Below are 18,714 nucleotides of genomic sequence, written 5' to 3' on the forward strand. Positions count from 1 at the left end.
AGAGAAAACCACGGCGGATTTTCCGGGCGTGGTTATAGACCGTTGAGGAAGGCGACGATCTCCCTCTTCTCCCCATCGGGGAGAAGGTGGCCCGCAGGGCCGGATGAGGGGGGCGAAGCCACCTTTACCTGACGAAACCGGGCACACTGGGATTGAAAGCCATGGCAAAACGCTTGACTAACAAGACAGTCGCTCTCCCCGCCGGGGAGAAGGCGGAGTCCACCTCCCCCTCGAAAGGAGGTAAACATACCGCTTGCAACAAAGCCGAAAGCCGGAAAAAATCACTGTCAAACCAATCTGATACGAAACGTCCGAAGTCCCCGCATCATCCCGAGGTACCCCGATGCCGAACCTGCCCGCTTCTTCCCTCGGCGCCACGCTCACCGGCAGCGGCACGACCTTCGCGGTCCATTCTTCCTCGGCCTCGGGCATCGAGCTCTGCCTCTACGACGCGAGCGGCAACAACGAATTGCGCCGTCTGCCGATGCAACGCGGCGAAGACGATGTTTGCAGCCTGACAATCCCGGACGCCCCGTCGGGCACGCGGTACGGTTTTCGGGCTTCAGGAGATTACGATCCGGACAACGGCCTCTGGTTCGACCCCGCCAAGCTGCTGGTCGACCCCTATGCCCGTGAACTCGACCGGCCGTTCCATTACGATCCCCGCCTGTCGGCTTTCGGGGACGACACCGCCGATCTGGTGCCAAAGGCGATCGTGACCGCGCCGCAGAGCGCACAACGCCAGCCCCCGGTCTTCCAGACCGGCGGCCTGATTTACGAAGTTGCCGTCCGCCCCTTCACCATGCTGCATCCCGATGTGCCGGAACAGCAACGCGGCACCGTTGCGGCCCTTGCCCATCCCGCCGTCATCGCCCACCTGAAGCGCATCGGCGTTTCCGCCATCGAGCTGATGCCGATCACCGCCTGGATCGACGAGCGCCATCTGCCCCCGCTCGGCCTTACCAACGGCTGGGGCTACAATCCCGTCGCCTTCATGGCGCTCGACCCGCGCCTTGTGCCTGGCGGCATGACGGAACTGCGCGAAACGGTTGCGACCCTGCATGCCGCGGGCATTGGCGTTCTTCTCGATCTGGTCTTCAACCATTCCGGCGAAAGTGACCGCTTCGGCGCGACGCTCTCGATGCGCGGCCTCGACAACCATGCCTATTACCGCCACGCCGAGGACCGGCCCGGCGAACTGATCAACGACACAGGTACGGGCAACACCATCGCCTGCGATCACCCGGTGGTGCGCCAGTTGATCCTCGACAGCCTGCGCCATTTCGTTCTGTCGGCAGGCATAGACGGCTTCCGGTTCGATCTCGGCTCGATCCTCGGCCGAGATGCCAATGGTTTCCGCAGCGATGCCGCCCTGCTTACCGAAATGCGCACCGACCCAGTCCTGAAAGACCGCATCCTGATCGCCGAACCCTGGGATATCGGTCCCGGCGGCTACCAGCTCGGCAATTTCCCGGCCTCCTTCCTCGAATGGAACGACCGGGCGCGCGATGACCTGCGCCGCGTCTGGCGCGGTGATAGCCACACGATCGGCGATCTGGCGACGGCGCTCGCCGGCTCATCCAATATCTTCTCCCGCAATGGCGGTGAAAAGACCCGTAGCGTCAATTTCATCGCCGCCCATGATGGCTTCACGCTGATGGATCTCGTCTCCTATGCCGGCAAACACAACGAGGCGAATGGCGAGCACAATCGCGACGGCCACAACGAAAATCACTCCTGGAACAATGGCGTCGAAGGCGCAACAGCCGATCCCGAAGTTCTGGGCTTCCGCCGCCGCGATGTCATGGGCCTGCTCTCCACCCTGTTTGCCAGCCGCGGCGCCATCATGCTGACAGCGGGTGATGAAGGCGGCCGCAGTCAGCACGGCAACAACAACGCCTATTGCCAGGACAACGCCATCACCTGGGTCGATTGGAGCCAACTGGACGACACGCTTATCGCCCACACCGCCGCTCTGTCGCACATCCGCGCCCGCTTCGATGTCTTCAGCGATACCACGTTCTTTACCGGCAACGGTGATGTCGAGTGGCTGCGTTTCGACGGCCAACCGATGACGACGGGCGACTGGGAAAGCGCAACTACCGACCATCTGGTCATGCTGCTGTCCACCGGCGACAGGGACCAAAGCAGACGCACCCGGCTTGCCATCGCCATCAACCGCAGCCACGCGCCGCATGCGGTTCATCTGCCGGTCCGGCCGGGCTCGGGCTGGCAAAGCCTGCTACCGTCAGCCAACGCCGGTATCGGCATGACGGCGGCACGAAGTGTCAGTTTCCACGTCGAAATTTTGTAACCCTATACTGCTTCCCCGATTGCCGTTTTTCGAAAGAGCGGCATATAGAGAAACGGGGGGATGTTTTTGATCGGAAAAGAGAATGCCGCAGGAAATTTCGCTATCTGACGTCAAGAACCTGGTGGGCACCGAAGTCGGTATTTCCGACTGGATCACAGTGACGCAAGACACCATCGACAGCTTTGCCGGTGCCACCGACGACCATCAGTTCATCCATACGGACCCGATACGCGCCGCCGCAGAAACTCCGTTCGGCGGCACCATTGCCCACGGCTTCCTGTCACTCTCGCTGCTCTCGGCGATGAACTACAACTGCCTGCCGCGTGTGCGCGAACAGACGATGGGTATCAACTACGGCTTCGACAAGGTGCGCTTCATGACGCCGGTGAAAAGCGGCGCCAAGGTGCGCGGCCGCTTCACCATGGCCGAAGCCCGCTTCCGCGGCGCCGGCATGCTGATGGTCACCTATGAGGTTACCGTCGATATCGAAGGCGAACGCAAGCCGGCGCTGACGGCAACGTGGCTCACCATCATCCAGTTCGACCCGAAGGATCGGCCGGAGGATGCGTGATCCAGAGGCGATAGGAGACCCTCGGAACTGACCGCCGATTTCATGACCGTGGGGTCGGATCGCTCGAGTGAGCCCGGATGCCATCGAGACCGGGCTACACCATCAGTTCCCCGCGTCCTCGGCAGCTTCGGCGAGAAGCGTCGAGACATACGGCGAAAACGACCGCCAGCACTCGACCCGGAACGTATCTTCGGCAGTACGCAAAAGCACGATCTCGGCCTTGGCCAGAACCGTGCGCGAGCAGGCGCCAACCGGGAAGGCCGCCAGCGACAGGTCCTGCGGGCAGCCGCCGTTGATCGCCACAGCGGCACCCCGGCCCTTGACGATAATGGCCGTGTTGCGATGGGAAACATCGGTCGCCGAATGCAGCACGTTGCTGGACGCCACCGCTGCCATCAGGTCGGCCCCGTTCTCGTCGATGATGAGCCATTCATCCGGCCCGAGCCAGAGCGCGTGGCGGCCATTCGAAGATGCAGACGTCTTGGCTTTGGTGGGCAGCAACAGGCCGAGCACTCCCGAGAGAGCTGCAACAGCATCTGGCTTGGCCCTGAGCGATATCCGGGTTGCGGGAGAAGCGACGGAAAGCGCGGCAGCACCGGAGCCGCCGTGAAAGCCGGAAAGCGGCAGGGTACGGGTTGCGAGATCAGCCATTGATGCGGCCTCCTTCCTTGTCAAAGAACACCATGTCGCTCACCTCGACGGCGATCGTCTTGTCGGGCATCGGCACATACAGCGTCTGGCCAATCTTCGCCTTGCCGCCAGCAACCAGCGCCAGAGCGATCGAGCGGCCGCAGTTTTCCGACCAGTAGGCCGAGGTCACATGACCGATCATCGTCATCGGCAGCGGCTGGTTCGGATTGGCAACGATCTGCGCCCCCTCTTCCAGCACCACCGCCGGGTCCTTGGTCAAAAGCCCGACAAGCTGCTTGCGGCCATCGGCGACCAGATCGGGACGGCGCAGGCCGCGAATGCCGACGAAATCAGCCTTCCTCTTGCCGACCGCCCAGCCAAGCGAGGCATCGTCGGGGGTCACTGTCCCGTCGGTATCCTGACCGACGATGATGTAGCCCTTCTCGGCGCGCAGGATATGCATCGCCTCGGTGCCATAGGCGCAACCGCCGAGCGCTTCGGTCCGCTCGGAAATCGCCGCCCAGACGGCCGGGCCGAAATCGGCGGGAACGTTGACTTCGAAGCCGGTTTCGCCGGTAAACGACATGCGGAACAGCCGGGTCGGCACGCCGCAGATCTTGCCTTCGCGAACGCTCATATGCGGGAAGGCGTCGTTCGACAGATCGATACCTTCCACCAGCGGTCCGATGATCTCGCGCGCCTTCGGCCCCTGCACGGCGATGACAGCCCACTGCTCGGTAGCGGAGGTCAGCCAGACGTTCAGATGCGGAAACTCGGTCTGAAGATAGTCTTCCATATGGTTCATGACGCGGGCAGCGCCGCCCGTCGTCGTGGTGACATGGAAGCGGTCTTCCGCCATGCGGCCGACGACACCGTCGTCATAGACGAAGCCGTCTTCGCGAAGCATGATGCCATAGCGGCAGCGGCCGGGCTTCAGCGTATCCCAGCTATTGGTGTAGATCAGGTTGAGGAACTGCGCTGCATCCGGGCCGACAACCTCGATCTTGCCGAGCGTCGAGGCATCGAAGATACCGGCGACGTCGCGCACCGTCTTGCACTCGCGGTTGACGGCCTGATGCATGTCCTCACCAGCCCGCGGATAATACCAGGCACGCTTCCACTGGCCGACATCCTCGAACACTGCGCCTTGAGCTTCTTCCAGCGCATGCATCGGCGTCTTGCGGGTCGGGTCAAACAATTCGCCACGCGAATGGTTGATCAGCGTCCCGAAAGTCACCGGGGTATAGGGCGCACGGAACGTGGTGAGGCCAACCTTGGGGATTTCGCGGCCGAGCGTTTCAGCCGCGATCGCCAGACCATGGATGTTGGACAGCTTGCCCTGATCGGTCGCCATGCCATTGGTGGTGAAGCGCTTGATATGCTCGATCGAGTGCATGCCCTCGCGCACCGCAAGGCGAATGTCCTTGGCGCAGACGTCGTTCTGGAAATCGATGAACGCCTTGACGGTCGTGTCCGGTCCAGCGCCCTCCGCAGCGCCGGCCATGCCGCCGGTCCAGGCAAAGGCATTCGCGCCCTGAAGCGCCAGCTTTTGCGAGGCGGTAAAGCCCGAGGCATTCGACATCAGTTCGCCGGCCGCTAGCGATTCCTCGATGGTCGCCTGCAAATCGTTGGTGCCATTGCAGGCACCGACCGACAGGCAGTCCTGCGCATAGGTGCCAGGCAGGAAGCGCTGCGTCTCGGCGTCATAGGCGACCTTACCGCGCGACTGCGAGAACATGTGCACCGAAGGCGTCCAGCCCGCCGACATCAACAGCGCATCGATGGCGATCTTGCGCGCACCGCCGCCGCCATTGCGGGCAACCGACATGGAGGAAACCCGAAGCTTGCCGCCGGTATCGACAACAGCGTGACCAGCCAGCACTTCGATGCCAAGGGAACGCGCTTCGGCCAGCACCGCTTCGCCCGGCTGCTCCCTGGTATCAACGATAGCAGCAACGGTAATACCGGCGCGCTTCAGATCGAAGGCAGCCTCATAGGCGGAATCGTTGGCCGTGTAGACGCCAACCTTCTTGCCGACGGCGACGCCGAAATGGTTGAGGAACGTGCGGGCGGCGGATGCCAGCATGATGCCCGGACGGTCATTGTTGGCAAACACCATATGCCGCTCGATGGCGCCGGTGGCGATGATGACGCGCTTGGCGCGGACCTGCCAGAGGCGCTCGCGCGGCAGTTTTTTATCCGGCTTGGCCAGATGCTCCGTCACCCGCTCGTTCAGGCCGACGAAATTCTGGGCGTAATAGCCGAACGCCGTCGTGCGCGGCAGGACGGTGACGTTGTCCATCTTCGCCAGATTGGCGGCGGTGGCCTGAGCCCAGGAATAACCGTCCTGTCCATCGATCGTGACGCTCTTGTCGTAATGCAGTGCACCGCCAACTTCCGGCTGCTCGTCACAGATGATGACCCGCGCGCCAGTCTTGGCGGCGGCAAGCGCTGCCGAAAGGCCAGCCACCCCGGCGCCAATCACCAGAACATCGCAATGGGCGTAGCGGCTGGAATAATGATCGGTGTCGTCTTCGGTCGGCGACACGCCGAGACCCGCCGCCGCACGGATTTGCGGCTCGTAGACGTGTTTCCAGGCCTGCTTCGGCCACATGAAGGTCTTGTAGTAGAAACCGGCGGCAAAGAACGGTGCCAGCAGGTTGTTGACCGCGCCAACGTCGAAGGCGAGCGACGGCCAGCGGTTCTGCGAGATGACCTTCATGCCGTCAAAGACGTCCTGCACGGTGGCCCGCACGTTCGGCTGCTTGCGGGCAGCATCGCGCTCAACGCCGATCAACGCATTCGGCTCTTCCGCACCAGCCGACACGATGCCGCGTGGACGGTGATACTTGAACGAGCGGCCGACCAGATGAACGCCGTTGGCCAGCAGCGCCGAGGCGACGGTATCGCCTTCAAGGGCGGCATAGCTCTTGCCGTCGAAGAAGATTCGGGCGGTTTTTGCAGGGGTGAGACGGCCTGCACCGGGGATACGATTGGCGCCGCTCATTTAGCATTCGACTCCGTGGCTTCATAGGTTTCGACTGTCGCTTCCGTTGCCGGACGCAGCGTGCTGAGATCCGGGCGCGGCAAGCCGGCCTTGTAAGTGGTCAGGAATTTGTCGCTGACGGTATCGCGGGCAGCATTGAAGAAGCGGCCACAACCGTTCAGATGCCGCCAGCGCTCGAAGGTCAGCCCCTTGACGTTGTCGCGCAGGAAGAAGAAGGCCTCGAATTCCTCATCGGTCATCTCGGTCATGTTGGTGGGACGGGCGATATGCGCGTCACCGGCCTGGCGGAATTCGAGCTCTGAACGCTCTTCCTCGCAATAGGGGCAGTAGATCAAAAGCATGGTGTTTCCCCTTAGTGCGCAACGGCGGCGGCGGCCGCTTCGTCGATCAGGCGGCCCGAACGGAAACGTTCCAGCGTGAACGGCGCATTGATCTTGTGCGGCGCGTCGTTGGCGATGGTATGGGCAAAGACATTGGCCGAACCCGGCGTTGCCTTGAAGCCGCCGGTGCCCCAGCCACAGTTGACGTAAAGGCCGGAAACCGGAGTCTTGGCGAGGATCGGCGAGCGATCCGGCGTCACGTCGACAATACCGCCCCAGGAACGCATCATCTTCATGCGCCGGAAGATCGGGAAGAGTTCGCAGATGGCATCCAGCGTGTGGGTGATGATCTGCAGACCGCCAGTCTGGGAATAGGACGAATACTGGTCAGTCCCGGCGCCGATGACGAGCTCGCCCTTGTCGGACTGCGAGATGTAGGCGTGTACGGTGTTGGACATGACCACGCAAGGAAAGATCGGCTTGATCGGCTCCGACACCAGCGCCTGCAGCGGATAGCTGACCAGCGGCATGCGCACGCCGGCCATCTCCATCAGCACCGAGGTATGACCGGCAGCCACGACGCCGACCTTCTTGGCATTGATCTGGCCGCGATTGGTATCGACACCAGCGACGGAACCATCCGGATTGCGGCGGATGCCGGTGACTTCACAATTCTGGATGATATGAACGCCGCGATCGGCAGCCGCACGGGCGTAACCCCAGGCGACGGCGTCGTGACGCGCAGTACCGCCGCGCCGCTGCAGGGCGGCACCGTTGATCGGGTAGCGGGCGGTGCGGGAAATATCGAGCGGCGGGCAGAATTCTTTCGCCTGTTCCGGCGTCAGCCATTCATTGTCGATGCCGTTCAGGCGGTTGGCATGGATATGGCGTTTGAACACCTGCTGGTCATGGATGTTGTGCGACAGCATCATCACGCCGCGGGCCGAGTACATCACGTTGTAGTTGAGATCCTGGCTGAGCCCGTCCCAGAGCTTCAAGGCGTGATCGTAGATCCCCGCACTTTCGTCATAGAGATAATTGGAGCGGATGATGGTGGTGTTGCGGCCGGTATTGCCGCCACCGAGCCAGCCCTTTTCGAGCACGGCGATATTGGTGATGCCGTGTTCCTTGGCGAGGTAATAGGCGGTGCCCAGGCCATGGCCGCCGGCGCCGATGATGATGACATCATATTCCTTGCGCGGCTCGGGCGAGGTCCACTGAGCCTCCCATCCCCTGTGGCCGCGCATCGCTTCGCGAGCGACAGCAAAAACCGAATATTTGCGCATCCGCTTTCACACTCCGTAGTCCTGCCAGAAGGCCGGTGAATTTCTTGTGGTCGATCCTAGAAATCGCAAATCCCGAACTTCCGCAACGTTTCTTTTGCGACGCGAGACGGCGCTTGTCGCACGAGTTGCGACATGCCGCTTTCCGGGCACAATATAAGGCAGCGCCCATATTGGAAGCTGCAGCACACCGGGCCTGCTTCAGTGCGGTTACCGTTGCCGGAGCCGCGAAGCCATGGTTTTCCGGCGCTTTCGGCCGCCAAAAGCAACTGGAAGCTGGACTTTGAGCAACCGATCTGGTATCCGCTCTCTCAATCGTAAAGCTTCCGGGCTCCGCGAACTATATTTTTTTGCCTCGTTGACCTGATTTCATGAGGCGATCACTCCAAACTGAAGGAACGGGATTCTCGTGCAGGTACTAGTCCGCGACAACAATGTCGATCAAGCGCTTCGCGCACTCAAGAAGAAGCTGCAGCGCGAAGGCGTTTTCCGCGAAATGAAGATGCGTGAGGCCTACGAAAAGCCATCCCAGAAGCGCGCCCGCGAAAAGGCTGAAGGCGTTCGCCGCATTCGCAAGCTGGCCCGCAAGCGCCTGCAGCGCGAAATGGGTATCGTTACCCCCCGCCCTTCGGCGGCAGCGCGCTGATCAGCGTTTACGGCGTATTTGACGCGTAAATTGGGCGGGGGCGACATGATCGCCACCGCTCTTTCTGTTTCAATCGCATGTTGCCGGATATAATTCCTGACACAGGCGACGGGCGCGCAGAGCGTGCTACACTGTCTTCGGACACGGAGCGCATCGATGACGATGCATCTGACGCTCCAGAACATTGAAACTGTGCATGCTGGCCCGGTCTGCCGCTTCAGGCCCGGGACATGCCGAGACGCTTCGCTTAACGAGGGAATCAATCTTGACATCGACTGCCAGGACTGCGGATTTTTCCGACCATACCGGCCTTGCCGGGCGCTCCAATCGGCGCGGTTTTGCCCTCGCCTCCATGCTGGCTGTGACGGGCGCACTTGTCCTTTCCGGCTGCTCGACCGCAGATACGCCAAGCAACATGATGCGGGTCGAGCGGGCACAGGGAAGCAACGAGAACATTGCGTCTCTGTCTGCCGTGATCGCCGCCAATCCGAGCGACCCGGAAGGCTACAATGTCCGTGGTTCCGCCTACGGCCGCGCGGGTGAATTCCGCCGGGCACTCGCCGATTTCAACAAGGCGATCGAGCTCAATCCGCAATTCTATCAGGCCTATGCCAACCGCGCGCTTGTCCAGCGCAACATGGGCGACCAGTCGGCAGCGCAGTCCGATTACAACAAGGCCTTGCAGCTCAACCCGCGTTATGACGTCGCCTTCATCGGCCGCGGCAATCTTTACCGTCAGGCCGGACAGCTGGATCAGGCGTTTGCCGATTTCAACAAGGCCATCGAACTCGACACGACAGACCCGCGCGCCTATCACAACCGTGGCTTGATCTATCAGGCCCGCAAGCAGCATGCCCAGGCGATCGAAGATTTTTCGACGGCGATCTCGCTGTCACCAAGCGCGCCGGAGCCCTATAACGGCCGTGGCATTTCCTATGTTGCCACCAATGACGACGACAATGCGTTCGCAGATTTCAACACCGCGATCAACCTGAACGGCAAGATCGCCGAATCCTGGGCCAACCAGGCGCTGGTCTATGAGCGGCGCGGCGACAAGGCGAAGGCAGCGAAGTCCTACGGTCACGCACTGTCGCTGGATCCGAAATACGAACCGGCTCGCGCCGGTCTTGCCCGCGTCAAGGCTGCCGGCTGACGAGACAAGGCGCGGCGTCACGCCGCGCGCCGGTCACGCGACCGCAGCTACAGGGATTGGGCGCTCAACAATCGTACGATTGCGCCCCTCCCGTTTGGCCTCGTAAAGCAGCTGATCTGCACGATCGAGAGCCGCCCAGGCCGTTTCCTGCGGTTGCAGCAGCACACCTCCGATACTGGCCGTCACGAAAGCGCAGATATCCGAAGTGGCGTGATCGATGCGAAGCCCTCGCACCGCGGCGCAAAGCTCATCCATGCGGCCCTTCAGCGACGCTTCCCCGCAATCGTAGAGAACAAGCGCGAACTCCTCTCCGCCCATCCGGCAGGCCAGGTCGAGCGGACGGTGCGCAAAGGCGTCCAGGCACGCCGCCACGCGTTGCAAGGCCAGATCACCGGCCTGATGCCCGTAGCGATCATTGTAACGCTTGAAAAAGTCGACATCGAGCAACAGCAAGCCGACGGGTACGTTTTCGCGCCGGGCCTGCTGGCGGACCGTCTCAAGCTGCTCATCAAGACCACGCCGGTTGGCAAGCCCGGTCAGCGGATCGTGTGACGCCTGCTCCTTGAGAATGCCGCGCAGAAGGAATTGCTCCCGATGCGCACGCTCCCGCAGATAACCGCCGACTGCCGAGAAGACCAGCGTCAGAAGCAGCATGGCGTTGAATTGCAGCCCTTGCAGTTCCAGTGGTAGCAGCCAGTATCGCAACGCGAAGGTCAGGACGACAACCCCTAAGGCCAGTTCGAAGCTGTGACGGAAACGGAGCCCCAGCGGCGAGAACGCTCCCATGACGAATAGAAGCTGGGCGAATTCGGCGTGCCCCAGACCGTTGCGCTTGTAGAGGCAGACCGACACCGCCCCACACACCGCAAGCGCCAGCACGGTAGCGATCGACAAAGGTGCTGCCCGCGACGCCCCACCCTGGCGATGGCAAAGATACAGGCAGACAAGCAGGAACAGGACCGCCACCACCCGGCTTGCCAGAATGCCCCACATATCGGCGGTGAGATCTGGAAACTGCCCCATCAAAGGGAGCCGGACAAAATCGGAAACTCCGAAGAGAATGATGAATGCCAGGGAGAAAACCGCACTGACCATCGCGGGCCGGCGCTCGTCCTTGTCGATCTGAAGCGCATATTCGCGCTCCATCTCGTCCGGGAAGCGCAACCACCCGATGCCCGCATCAAGCTGCCGGGCGTAGCGCCCGATCCGGGCATGACCGAATTGCGAAGATGAACTCATGATCCTCTTTCGTACCGGCGCCACGCATTGCAGCTGGCACCCGACGATAGGCGAGGACAATTGAATTTCGATTAAAATGCCGGGCGGGAAGGACGTCCGGATTGATACACGATGGAGTGCCGCCTTAACGGACGGCACTCCAGGTTCAGCGGTTCATCGCTTAGTGGTTCATGGCCTTGACGATATCATCGGTCATCTTCTTGGCGTCGCCGAGCAGCATCATGGTGCCGTCCTTGTAGAACAGCGTATTGTCGATGCCAGCATAACCGGAGCCGAGAGAGCGCTTGACGAACAGGCAGGTCTTGGCCTTATCGACATCGAGGATCGGCATGCCGTAGATCGGCGACGTCTTGTCGTCGCGCGCCGCCGGATTGGTGACGTCGTTGGCGCCGATGACATAGGCGACATCGGCCTGCGCAAACTCGGAATTGATATCCTCAAGTTCGAACACCTCATCATACGGCACGTTGGCTTCGGCGAGCAGCACGTTCATATGGCCCGGCATACGGCCGGCAACCGGATGAATGGCATATTTCACTTCGACACCGTTGGCCTTCAGCGCATCGGCAAGCTCGCGCACGGCGTGCTGCGCCTGCGCAACAGCCATGCCGTAGCCCGGCACGATGATCACTTTCGACGCATTGGCCATCAGGAAGGCGGCATCGTCGGCCGAGCCCTGCTTGACCGTACGCTGCACGCCATCGTCGCTGGTTGCGGCTGCGGCATCGCCGCCAAAGCCGCCTAGGATGACCGAGATGAAGGAGCGGTTCATGCCCTTGCACATGATGTAGGACAGGATCGCGCCGGACGAGCCGACCAGCGCACCGGTGATGATCAGCGCCAGATTGCCAAGCGTGAAGCCGATACCGGCGGCGGCCCAGCCGGAGTAGGAATTCAGCATCGAGACGACGACCGGCATGTCGGCGCCACCGATCGGCACGATCAGCAGAACGCCGAGCGCCAGCGACAGAACGACAATCGCCCAGAAATCGAAATGACTTTCCGACGCCGCAAGACCGACGATGAAGAAGATGATCAGCAGCAGAAGCGCCGCGTTGATGACATGGCGGAACGGCAGCATGATCGGCTTGCCCGACATGCGCCCGTCAAGCTTCAGGAAGGCGACGATCGAGCCGGTAAAGGTGATCGCACCGATGGCAACGCCGAGCGCCATTTCGACCAGCGCCTGCGCGTGGATCGAACCAATCTCGCCGATACCGAAGGACGACGGCGTATAGAGTGCGGAGGCTGCGACCAAGACGGCGGCAAGGCCGACCAGCGAATGGAAGCCGGCCACCAGCTGCGGCATCGAGGTCATCGGGATGGAACGGGCGATGTAGGCACCTGCACCACCGCCAATGGCAAGACCGAGCACGATCAGCACCAGGCCGCCAAACGACGGGGTGGCAAGGAGCAGCGTCGTGACGATGGCGATGCCCATGCCCACCATGCCGAGGATATTGCCGCGGCGCGAGGTGGTCGGATGCGATAGGCCGCGCAGCGCCATGATGAACAGGACACCGGAAACCAGATAGAGGAAGGCTGCGATATTGGCACTCATGACGGCAGCCTCACTTCTCTTTTTTCTTGTACATAGCGAGCATGCGCTGGGTCACCAGGAAGCCGCCGAAGATGTTGACCGAGGCAAGGATCAGCGCCACGAAGCCGAAGCCTGTGGCGAGGCCGGACGCCGAGATGCCGACCGCAAGCAGCGCGCCGACGACAATAACCGAGGAAATCGCGTTGGTGACCGCCATCAGCGGCGTATGCAGCGCCGGCGTTACCGACCAAACCACGTAATAGCCGACGAAGATCGACAGAACGAAGATTGCCAGCTGAAACACGAACGGGTCGATCGCGCCACCACTCAATCCGTGAACAACATTACCGGCGGCATCCGGCACATATTCGGCGGCAGTGCGCACCGCTTCGACCGCCCGGTCGAGGTCGCCGATCGCCTTGTCGAGCATCTCATTGGCCATCATATTTCTCCCTTAGGCAGCCGCACTTCTCCCCGAAGCACGCGCGCTGCCCTCTCCAATTTTCAAGCTGTTGCTGTGGCCACGGCCGGCGATGCAAAGTTTGGATGCACCACGGCACCGCCATGCGTCAGCATCGTCGCCTTGACGAGTTCGTCCTCGGCATTGAGCGCAAGCGCCTTGGTCTCCTTGGAAACCATGGTTTCAAGGAAGGTCACGAGGTTCTTGGCATAGAGGACCGAGGCGGAAGCGGCGATACGGCCCGGCATATTCGTATAGCCGACGACCTTGACGCCCTCGACCTCGACCACTTGATCGGCAACCGCACCTTCGACATTGCCGCCACGCTCGACAGCGAGATCAACGGCGATCGAGCCGGGTTTCATGGCTTTCAGCATCTCGCGGGTAATCAGCCGTGGTGCCGGACGGCCCGGGATCAAAGCCGTGGTAATGACGATGTCCTGCTTGGCGAGGTGCTCGGCGGTCAGCACCGCCTGCTTGGCCTTATATTCCGCCGACATCTCCTTGGCGTAACCGCCTGCAGTTTCGGCCGCCTTGAATTCCTCGTCCTCGACCGCAATGAACTTGGCGCCGAGCGAAGCGACCTGTTCCTTGGAGGCCGGGCGAACGTCGGTGGCGGAGACGACCGCGCCGAGACGCCGTGCCGTGGCAATCGCCTGCAGACCGGCAACGCCCGCCCCCATGACGAAGACTTTCGCAGCAGGAACAGTGCCCGCCGCCGTCATCATCATCGGCATGGCCCGGTCATATTCGGATGCAGCTTCGATCACCGCCTGATAGCCGGCAAGGTTGGCCTGTGACGACAGCACGTCCATCGACTGGGCACGGGTGATGCGCGGCATCAATTCCATCGCAAAGGCAGATACACCGGCCTTGGCCATATCTGCCAGCGCCTGATCATTCCCATAGGGATCCATGATCGCCAGCACGATGGCGCCGGACTTGTAGCCGGCAACTTCGGCAGAGGACGGACGGCGCACCTTCAGCACCACATCGGCACTTGCAGCATCGGCAGCAGAACCGATTACAGCGCCGGCCTTCTCGAACTCGCTATCAGGAATACGTGATAACGTGCCGGCACCGGCCTGCACGACAACCTCGAAGCCGAGGGTCTTGAGCTTCTTCACACTCTCGGGTGATGCCGCAATACGGCCCTCGCCCGGAAATGTTTCCAACGGTATGAATACGGTTTCTGCCACAGGTTCCTCCCTGACACGGGCGGGAACACGGCGGACCGCGATTTCCACTCTCCCGCACACTCTTAAATCACGCTTTGAACCACCCTCCGGCAGCCCGCGCGCATGTCTACCATGGCCTGGAAACCGCCGGGCCATGGAAAAGCCGGCACCTCACTCCCAAGTGCCGCTTTCATCAAAACTTTGGAAAACCGGTCAGCGCAGAAGAACGAAACCGGCGATATTGAGGAGAATGAAGAGAACGAAGGCGGTGAAGAAGCCGGCGCTGGTGAAGAAACCGGCAGCCATGGCGATCAGCAACGCGACGCAGAAGATCGTGACAATCTTAGTGCCTTCGAGGAAGAAGTTGTAGGTCTTCTCGTGTTCGGCATAATCCATCGGTGCGCCCAATTCGGCCGGTCCGGAATGATGTTCAGCCATCGTCCATATCTCCCTGAAATTCAGCCACACCCTACTCTGCCCCTGGTGGCGAGCGCAGCATCCCGTCTCTATTCCATTCTATGCGCATCCGACGTGCCCGAAAGCATCGATCGCGCATAGGTGGCCTTACACAAAGCCACAGTCAAACGCAACGAAAACTGCAGGCGCAACATGCGGCATAACGGTTGATAAGATAGCCACCTCCGCTACGCCAAAGCCCGATCAGGACTGGCTGCGCGCGCGGCTCTGCATCGTCAACGCCAGACGCGCGGTTGGCAGCACCGTCAGTGGCGCATACTGCGCCTCCCGGTCATCGCCGAACATCATGCGCCGCTCGAACGGTTCCGAATCGAAGAACGGAAACCGGGTATAGAGCCAGGGACGGATCTCGCGGACGCGGGCAGCGAGCAGCGTCAGGTCGATCTTGTAGTCGCCGCAGTTCTTTTGCGGGGAGACAATCGTATCGGCATCGAAAACCCGCTTGTAGAAGGCTGCGTGCTGCGGCTTTACCAGCGACAGGCAGCGATCGACGTCGAAATGCTCGGACGCCATGGTGGCAACGCGCAGAGTGAGATACGGGATGGCTGGCATTTCCTTCAGGATTTCCGGATCGGCGGCAAGCCGGACCGGATCGATCAACGACAGACCCGCATCGAGAAAGCTGTCGATCTCCGCCCCAAAGACGGACCCGGACGAACTGATCCGATGCTCCGGCGTCACATGGTGCACCCGCACGGTGCTGATCAAGCGCTCTTCGAAATAGATTCCGAAAACATAGGCGTGACTGTCGAAATCAATGTCATCAATGAGCATCGTGCCGGACAAGGGCAATATATCGGCCATCTTATAGGCCTTGAAACGGATACGGGCGACATCTTCCATGTCCTCCCCTGTTTCGACCCTTCGATATTCAACATGATCCAACAGTTCCAGCAGTCGCTCTGAAAACCTGTTCTGCTGCTCCACTTTCATTTCATCAAACGCCCCCGTTGAAGGGGGCATTCATCTTCCAAACGGAGGCACCTCACAATGTTTTAATAGATTATTAAGCATAAACCATTTGTTAAGGTTAACAGGTAGTTAATGCTAAATTATCATTGTGTATTTTGGCAGCGTAACAGCTTGAAACAGGTCGCATTCCGGCATCTCGGAATGATCACCTGGCTGGATCAAAAAAAGCTGCAGAAAGAGGTTGGATATCTAAGCCGTGCGCCGATTGCGCCGTTTTGGCACGGAAAGCTTCTTCAACAAGGTATCCGACAGGCTTTCGATCGCCAGCGAAGGCATGGGGGCTGCGAAGACATATCCCTGGATCAGGTCGGCACATTTGTACTGATTGATCAGCGCCAGCTGATCGTTGGTCTCGACCCCTTCGATGACGATTTTCAACCCGAGCTCGCGCGACAGGTTGACCATGCCGCGCAGAAGCTTGAAGCGTCGCGCATCCTCGCGGATGTTGCGCACGAAGGAGCGGTCGATCTTGATGATATCGAGCGGCAGTGCATCGAGATAACTGAGGCTCGAATACCCTGTTCCGAAATCATCGATGGCGATGGTAATACCGCGGGCGCGCAATTCCTGGAGGATCGTCTGCACCTTGGCCGCTTCTTCCATCAGGCAGCTTTCGGTCACCTCAAGGTGAAGCCGCGATGGATCCAGGCCGGTTTCAGACAGAATATCCGCGACGATCGGAATGATTTCGCCATTGCGCAGATCAAGGACTGACAGATTGACGGAAACGGCGATGTGACTGGGCCATTTCAGGCAATCAAGGCAGGCTTGGCGCAGCATGAATTTGGTGATGTTGGAAACAACACCGATTTCCTCGGCCAATTGAATGAACACATCCGGCGCGACCGGGCCGCGCTCGGGGTGGATCCAGCGCGCGAGCGCCTCGCAGCATTCGACGCGCGAGCCATCGGCGAGGAACATCGGCTGATAGGCAATCGACAGCCCACCCGTTTCAATCGCATCTCGCAGATCGGTCTTCATTTTCTGCCGGTCGAGATAGTTCGCGTCCATTTCCGCTTCGAACGCGGTGCAGCTTCCCTTTTCACGGCTCTTGCTTTCAAACAGCGCCAGGTCGGCCTTGATCTGCATGTCTTCAAGACGGAAATCTGAGCTATCGGCAATCACATAGCCGGCGCTCATCGCGATATTGAAGGTAAAGCCGCTGGCAAGATAAGCGCCGCGCATTTGCGCATGCACCGCCCGTATCCGCTCTTCGAGAAGACGGCGGTTGCTTTCGCCCGCAAAGAACAGAACGAATTCGTCGCCCATCAGGCGTGCAGCAATCGCCTTGTCTCCCGTCACCTTCTTCAATCGTTCGGAAATCGCACACAGCAACCTGTCGCCAACGACGTGGCCGCGCGTATCGTTGACATGCTTGAATTCGGCGACATCCAGAACCATGAAGCCGGTCACGCCGGTGCGGTTCTGATCGGCAAGCGCATTGCTCACCAGTTCGCCGAAATAATCACGATTTGGCAGACCGGTCAGCGTATCGAACCGCACCATCTGCAGGATTTTCTTTTCCGCCCGCACACGCGCCGTGACGTCTTCAAAGATCAACACAATGCCGCCATTGGCACGGCGGCTTGCTGAAAACTCGAGAAACAGATCGTCGGAGAACGGAATGAGCGCACGCGACTGAATGCCCTGCATCAACTGGCCCAGCTGCTTCAGCACCTGTTTTGCCTGATCCTGTTCCAGAAACGTGTGACGGACACCATAGCGCAGAACGGCATCGAGATGGCAATCCTTCAGGCGATCGCGATCGCCGAGATTGAGCAGTTCGCAGGCCCGTCGGTTGGCGACCAGAATACGGTTGTCGGCATCGAGCATGAACAGGCCATGCGGCATATTGTTGAGCGCAAGGTCGAAACGGCCGGCGATGGTTGAAATCTCCCGCGCGGCCAAAACGTTCTTGTGCAAGGTTTCGCGCACACCCCGGGCCATCGCCCAGGTCGTCAGAACAAACGGCACGATCAAGACGGCCAGCAATGCCATGAACCAGTCCATCAGGCCCAGCAGGCCGAGGATGATCGGGCCGCAAGCCGACAGGGACATGACGACGACGGCACGCGCCGAACCATAATTGCGGCCGACGAGCGACACCATGGTGGCAAGCGTCACGGAAATGCAGGCGAGTTCGGCAAAGGGATCGCGGCTGACGAGAATTGCGTAACCACAGGCTATGCCGAGCGTCATGGTGGCGCAGACACCTCCGGCATTATAGCGATTTTCCCAGCGGCGGATGCCTTCAAAATCCAGAGAGGCCAGGTTCTCGCGATCAAACCGCCGCATATCGATGCCACGCACGAACCAGATCAGCACAATCGCGATCGTGCAGCCGATGAAGAAGGGGTCACTGGTTTTTGCAAAGACGAGCAGGAATGTCACGACATGCGACAGCATGCCGATCAACAATGTCTGGCGGTAATCGTAGAGCGAGCTTACGAACGAAAGATACACATCGGTCGGAAGAGCGCTCTGTTCATTTGACTTCATGAACCCCCTGCTCCGGTTTGGCGAAGTGTTATTCCCGAGGGTTTAACGAAAGATTTCGCGCGCTTACCGGAAAAAATCTTCCCATATATTAGGCAAATTGGCTCAAACACGCCGGCATTGCAGATATTCAACCCAGTATTGCAGCAGGCTCCGCGGAGTAATGCTTTTATACAACCTTGCATGGTTTCGGCTGCGAGCCGGTTATTCGCGCACGCCAAAGCGAAGCCTTCTTCAAAACTGTTCCCAAGGATTTATCTGTCGCAATGGTTACTGCAGTTCTAAGGCAAAAAGCCAGATCTTGCCAGTCGCTTGCAACCGGTTTAGGCACGCTGCAGCCAGCATCGGAATTGACTTCTCCCCTCCCTGAGCGCAATGGCTTTATACCGTGATATGAGGCTGGGCTTCGAGCGAGGTGACCAGCCGTA

15 protein-coding genes are annotated in these 18,714 nt (G+C 60.3%); 4 read left to right on the forward strand and 11 right to left on the reverse strand.

Annotated elements, in window-relative coordinates; translation table 11 throughout:
• The first annotated feature begins 343 nt into the window (after nucleotides 1–343).
• Complete coding sequence (glgX, locus tag ASC96_RS10480; protein ID WP_060502990.1) at nucleotides 344–2,314, forward strand: glycogen debranching protein GlgX; 1,971 nt, start codon at nucleotides 344–346, stop codon at nucleotides 2,312–2,314.
• 82 nt (nucleotides 2,315–2,396) lie between these two features.
• A complete protein-coding gene (locus ASC96_RS10485; RefSeq protein ID WP_060502991.1) occupies nucleotides 2,397–2,885 on the forward strand; it encodes a MaoC family dehydratase in 489 nt (162 codons plus the stop codon).
• Nucleotides 2,886–2,987: 102 nt separating this feature from the next.
• On the opposite strand, the gene ASC96_RS10490 is transcribed toward ASC96_RS10485, so the two are convergent.
• The 4 genes from ASC96_RS10490 to ASC96_RS10505 are packed head-to-tail and all read right to left on the reverse strand — an operon-like array spanning nucleotide 2,988 to nucleotide 8,128.
• Complete coding sequence (locus ASC96_RS10490; RefSeq protein WP_060502992.1) at nucleotides 2,988–3,536, reverse strand: sarcosine oxidase subunit gamma; 549 nt, start codon at nucleotides 3,534–3,536, stop codon at nucleotides 2,988–2,990.
• A complete protein-coding gene (locus ASC96_RS10495) occupies nucleotides 3,529–6,522 on the reverse strand; it encodes a sarcosine oxidase subunit alpha (RefSeq protein ID WP_060502993.1) in 2,994 nt (997 codons plus the stop codon). The genes ASC96_RS10490 and ASC96_RS10495 overlap by 8 nt, the downstream gene beginning before the upstream one ends.
• Nucleotides 6,519–6,863, reverse strand: a complete 345-nt coding sequence (locus tag ASC96_RS10500; RefSeq protein ID WP_060502994.1) for a sarcosine oxidase subunit delta — start codon at nucleotides 6,861–6,863, stop codon at nucleotides 6,519–6,521. The genes ASC96_RS10495 and ASC96_RS10500 overlap by 4 nt, the downstream gene beginning before the upstream one ends.
• A gap of 11 nt (nucleotides 6,864–6,874) precedes the next feature.
• A complete protein-coding gene (locus ASC96_RS10505; protein ID WP_060502995.1) occupies nucleotides 6,875–8,128 on the reverse strand; it encodes a sarcosine oxidase subunit beta in 1,254 nt (417 codons plus the stop codon).
• A gap of 406 nt (nucleotides 8,129–8,534) precedes the next feature.
• On the opposite strand from ASC96_RS10505, the gene rpsU reads away from it, so the two are divergent.
• Both rpsU and ASC96_RS10515 read left to right on the forward strand, forming a co-directional pair.
• Nucleotides 8,535–8,771, forward strand: coding sequence for a 30S ribosomal protein S21 (gene rpsU, locus ASC96_RS10510; protein WP_060502996.1), 237 nt, complete (start codon nucleotides 8,535–8,537; stop codon nucleotides 8,769–8,771).
• Between the two features lie 265 nt (nucleotides 8,772–9,036).
• Nucleotides 9,037–9,924: a tetratricopeptide repeat protein gene (locus ASC96_RS10515; RefSeq protein ID WP_060503156.1), complete on the forward strand. Its 888-nt coding sequence runs from the start codon at nucleotides 9,037–9,039 to the stop codon at nucleotides 9,922–9,924.
• A gap of 33 nt (nucleotides 9,925–9,957) precedes the next feature.
• Here the strand turns inward: ASC96_RS10515 and ASC96_RS10520 are convergent, their stop codons facing one another.
• The 7 genes from ASC96_RS10520 to ASC96_RS10550 form a co-directional block, all read right to left on the reverse strand.
• The gene (locus ASC96_RS10520) at nucleotides 9,958–11,163 is read right to left on the reverse strand and encodes a GGDEF domain-containing protein (RefSeq protein ID WP_060502997.1); all 1,206 of its coding nucleotides are present in this window, start codon (nucleotides 11,161–11,163) and stop codon (nucleotides 9,958–9,960) included.
• A gap of 160 nt (nucleotides 11,164–11,323) precedes the next feature.
• Entirely contained in the window at nucleotides 11,324–12,724 is a 1,401-nt protein-coding gene (locus ASC96_RS10525) for an NAD(P)(+) transhydrogenase (Re/Si-specific) subunit beta (RefSeq protein ID WP_060502998.1), read from the reverse strand.
• A gap of 10 nt (nucleotides 12,725–12,734) precedes the next feature.
• Nucleotides 12,735–13,145 (reverse strand): proton-translocating transhydrogenase family protein, encoded by a 411-nt coding sequence (locus ASC96_RS10530; protein WP_060502999.1) that lies wholly within the window; start codon nucleotides 13,143–13,145, stop codon nucleotides 12,735–12,737.
• 62 nt (nucleotides 13,146–13,207) lie between these two features.
• Nucleotides 13,208–14,362: a Re/Si-specific NAD(P)(+) transhydrogenase subunit alpha gene (locus ASC96_RS10535; RefSeq protein WP_060503000.1), complete on the reverse strand. Its 1,155-nt coding sequence runs from the start codon at nucleotides 14,360–14,362 to the stop codon at nucleotides 13,208–13,210.
• Between the two features lie 192 nt (nucleotides 14,363–14,554).
• Nucleotides 14,555–14,779 (reverse strand): aa3-type cytochrome c oxidase subunit IV, encoded by a 225-nt coding sequence (locus tag ASC96_RS10540; RefSeq protein ID WP_060503001.1) that lies wholly within the window; start codon nucleotides 14,777–14,779, stop codon nucleotides 14,555–14,557.
• 222 nt (nucleotides 14,780–15,001) lie between these two features.
• Entirely contained in the window at nucleotides 15,002–15,751 is a 750-nt protein-coding gene (locus tag ASC96_RS10545; protein ID WP_060503002.1) for a hypothetical protein, read from the reverse strand.
• 228 nt (nucleotides 15,752–15,979) lie between these two features.
• Nucleotides 15,980–18,289: an EAL domain-containing protein gene (locus tag ASC96_RS10550; protein ID WP_060503003.1), complete on the reverse strand. Its 2,310-nt coding sequence runs from the start codon at nucleotides 18,287–18,289 to the stop codon at nucleotides 15,980–15,982.
• Nucleotides 18,290–18,714 lie beyond the last annotated feature (425 nt).

Source organism: Rhizobium sp. Root1204 (genome assembly GCF_001424965.1).
GTDB lineage: Bacteria > Pseudomonadota > Alphaproteobacteria > Rhizobiales > Rhizobiaceae > Pararhizobium.

What these genes read in the sequence shown, in the direction of transcription:
- glgX (WP_060502990.1), top strand. Translation starts at nt 344, where the DNA reads ATGCCGAACCTGCCCGCTTCTTCCCTCGGCGCCACGCTCACCGGCAGC.
- ASC96_RS10485 (WP_060502991.1), top strand. Translation starts at nt 2,397, where the DNA reads ATGCCGCAGGAAATTTCGCTATCTGACGTCAAGAACCTGGTGGGCACC.
- ASC96_RS10490 (WP_060502992.1), bottom strand. Translation starts at nt 3,536, where the DNA reads ATGGCTGATCTCGCAACCCGTACCCTGCCGCTTTCCGGCTTTCACGGC.
- ASC96_RS10495 (WP_060502993.1), bottom strand. Translation starts at nt 6,522, where the DNA reads ATGAGCGGCGCCAATCGTATCCCCGGTGCAGGCCGTCTCACCCCTGCA.
- ASC96_RS10500 (WP_060502994.1), bottom strand. Translation starts at nt 6,863, where the DNA reads ATGCTTTTGATCTACTGCCCCTATTGCGAGGAAGAGCGTTCAGAGCTC.
- ASC96_RS10505 (WP_060502995.1), bottom strand. Translation starts at nt 8,128, where the DNA reads ATGCGCAAATATTCGGTTTTTGCTGTCGCTCGCGAAGCGATGCGCGGC.
- ASC96_RS10520 (WP_060502997.1), bottom strand. Translation starts at nt 11,163, where the DNA reads ATGAGTTCATCTTCGCAATTCGGTCATGCCCGGATCGGGCGCTACGCC.
- ASC96_RS10525 (WP_060502998.1), bottom strand. Translation starts at nt 12,724, where the DNA reads ATGAGTGCCAATATCGCAGCCTTCCTCTATCTGGTTTCCGGTGTCCTG.
- ASC96_RS10530 (WP_060502999.1), bottom strand. Translation starts at nt 13,145, where the DNA reads ATGGCCAATGAGATGCTCGACAAGGCGATCGGCGACCTCGACCGGGCG.
- ASC96_RS10540 (WP_060503001.1), bottom strand. Translation starts at nt 14,779, where the DNA reads ATGGCTGAACATCATTCCGGACCGGCCGAATTGGGCGCACCGATGGAT.
- ASC96_RS10545 (WP_060503002.1), bottom strand. Translation starts at nt 15,751, where the DNA reads ATGAAAGTGGAGCAGCAGAACAGGTTTTCAGAGCGACTGCTGGAACTG.
- ASC96_RS10550 (WP_060503003.1), bottom strand. Translation starts at nt 18,289, where the DNA reads ATGAAGTCAAATGAACAGAGCGCTCTTCCGACCGATGTGTATCTTTCG.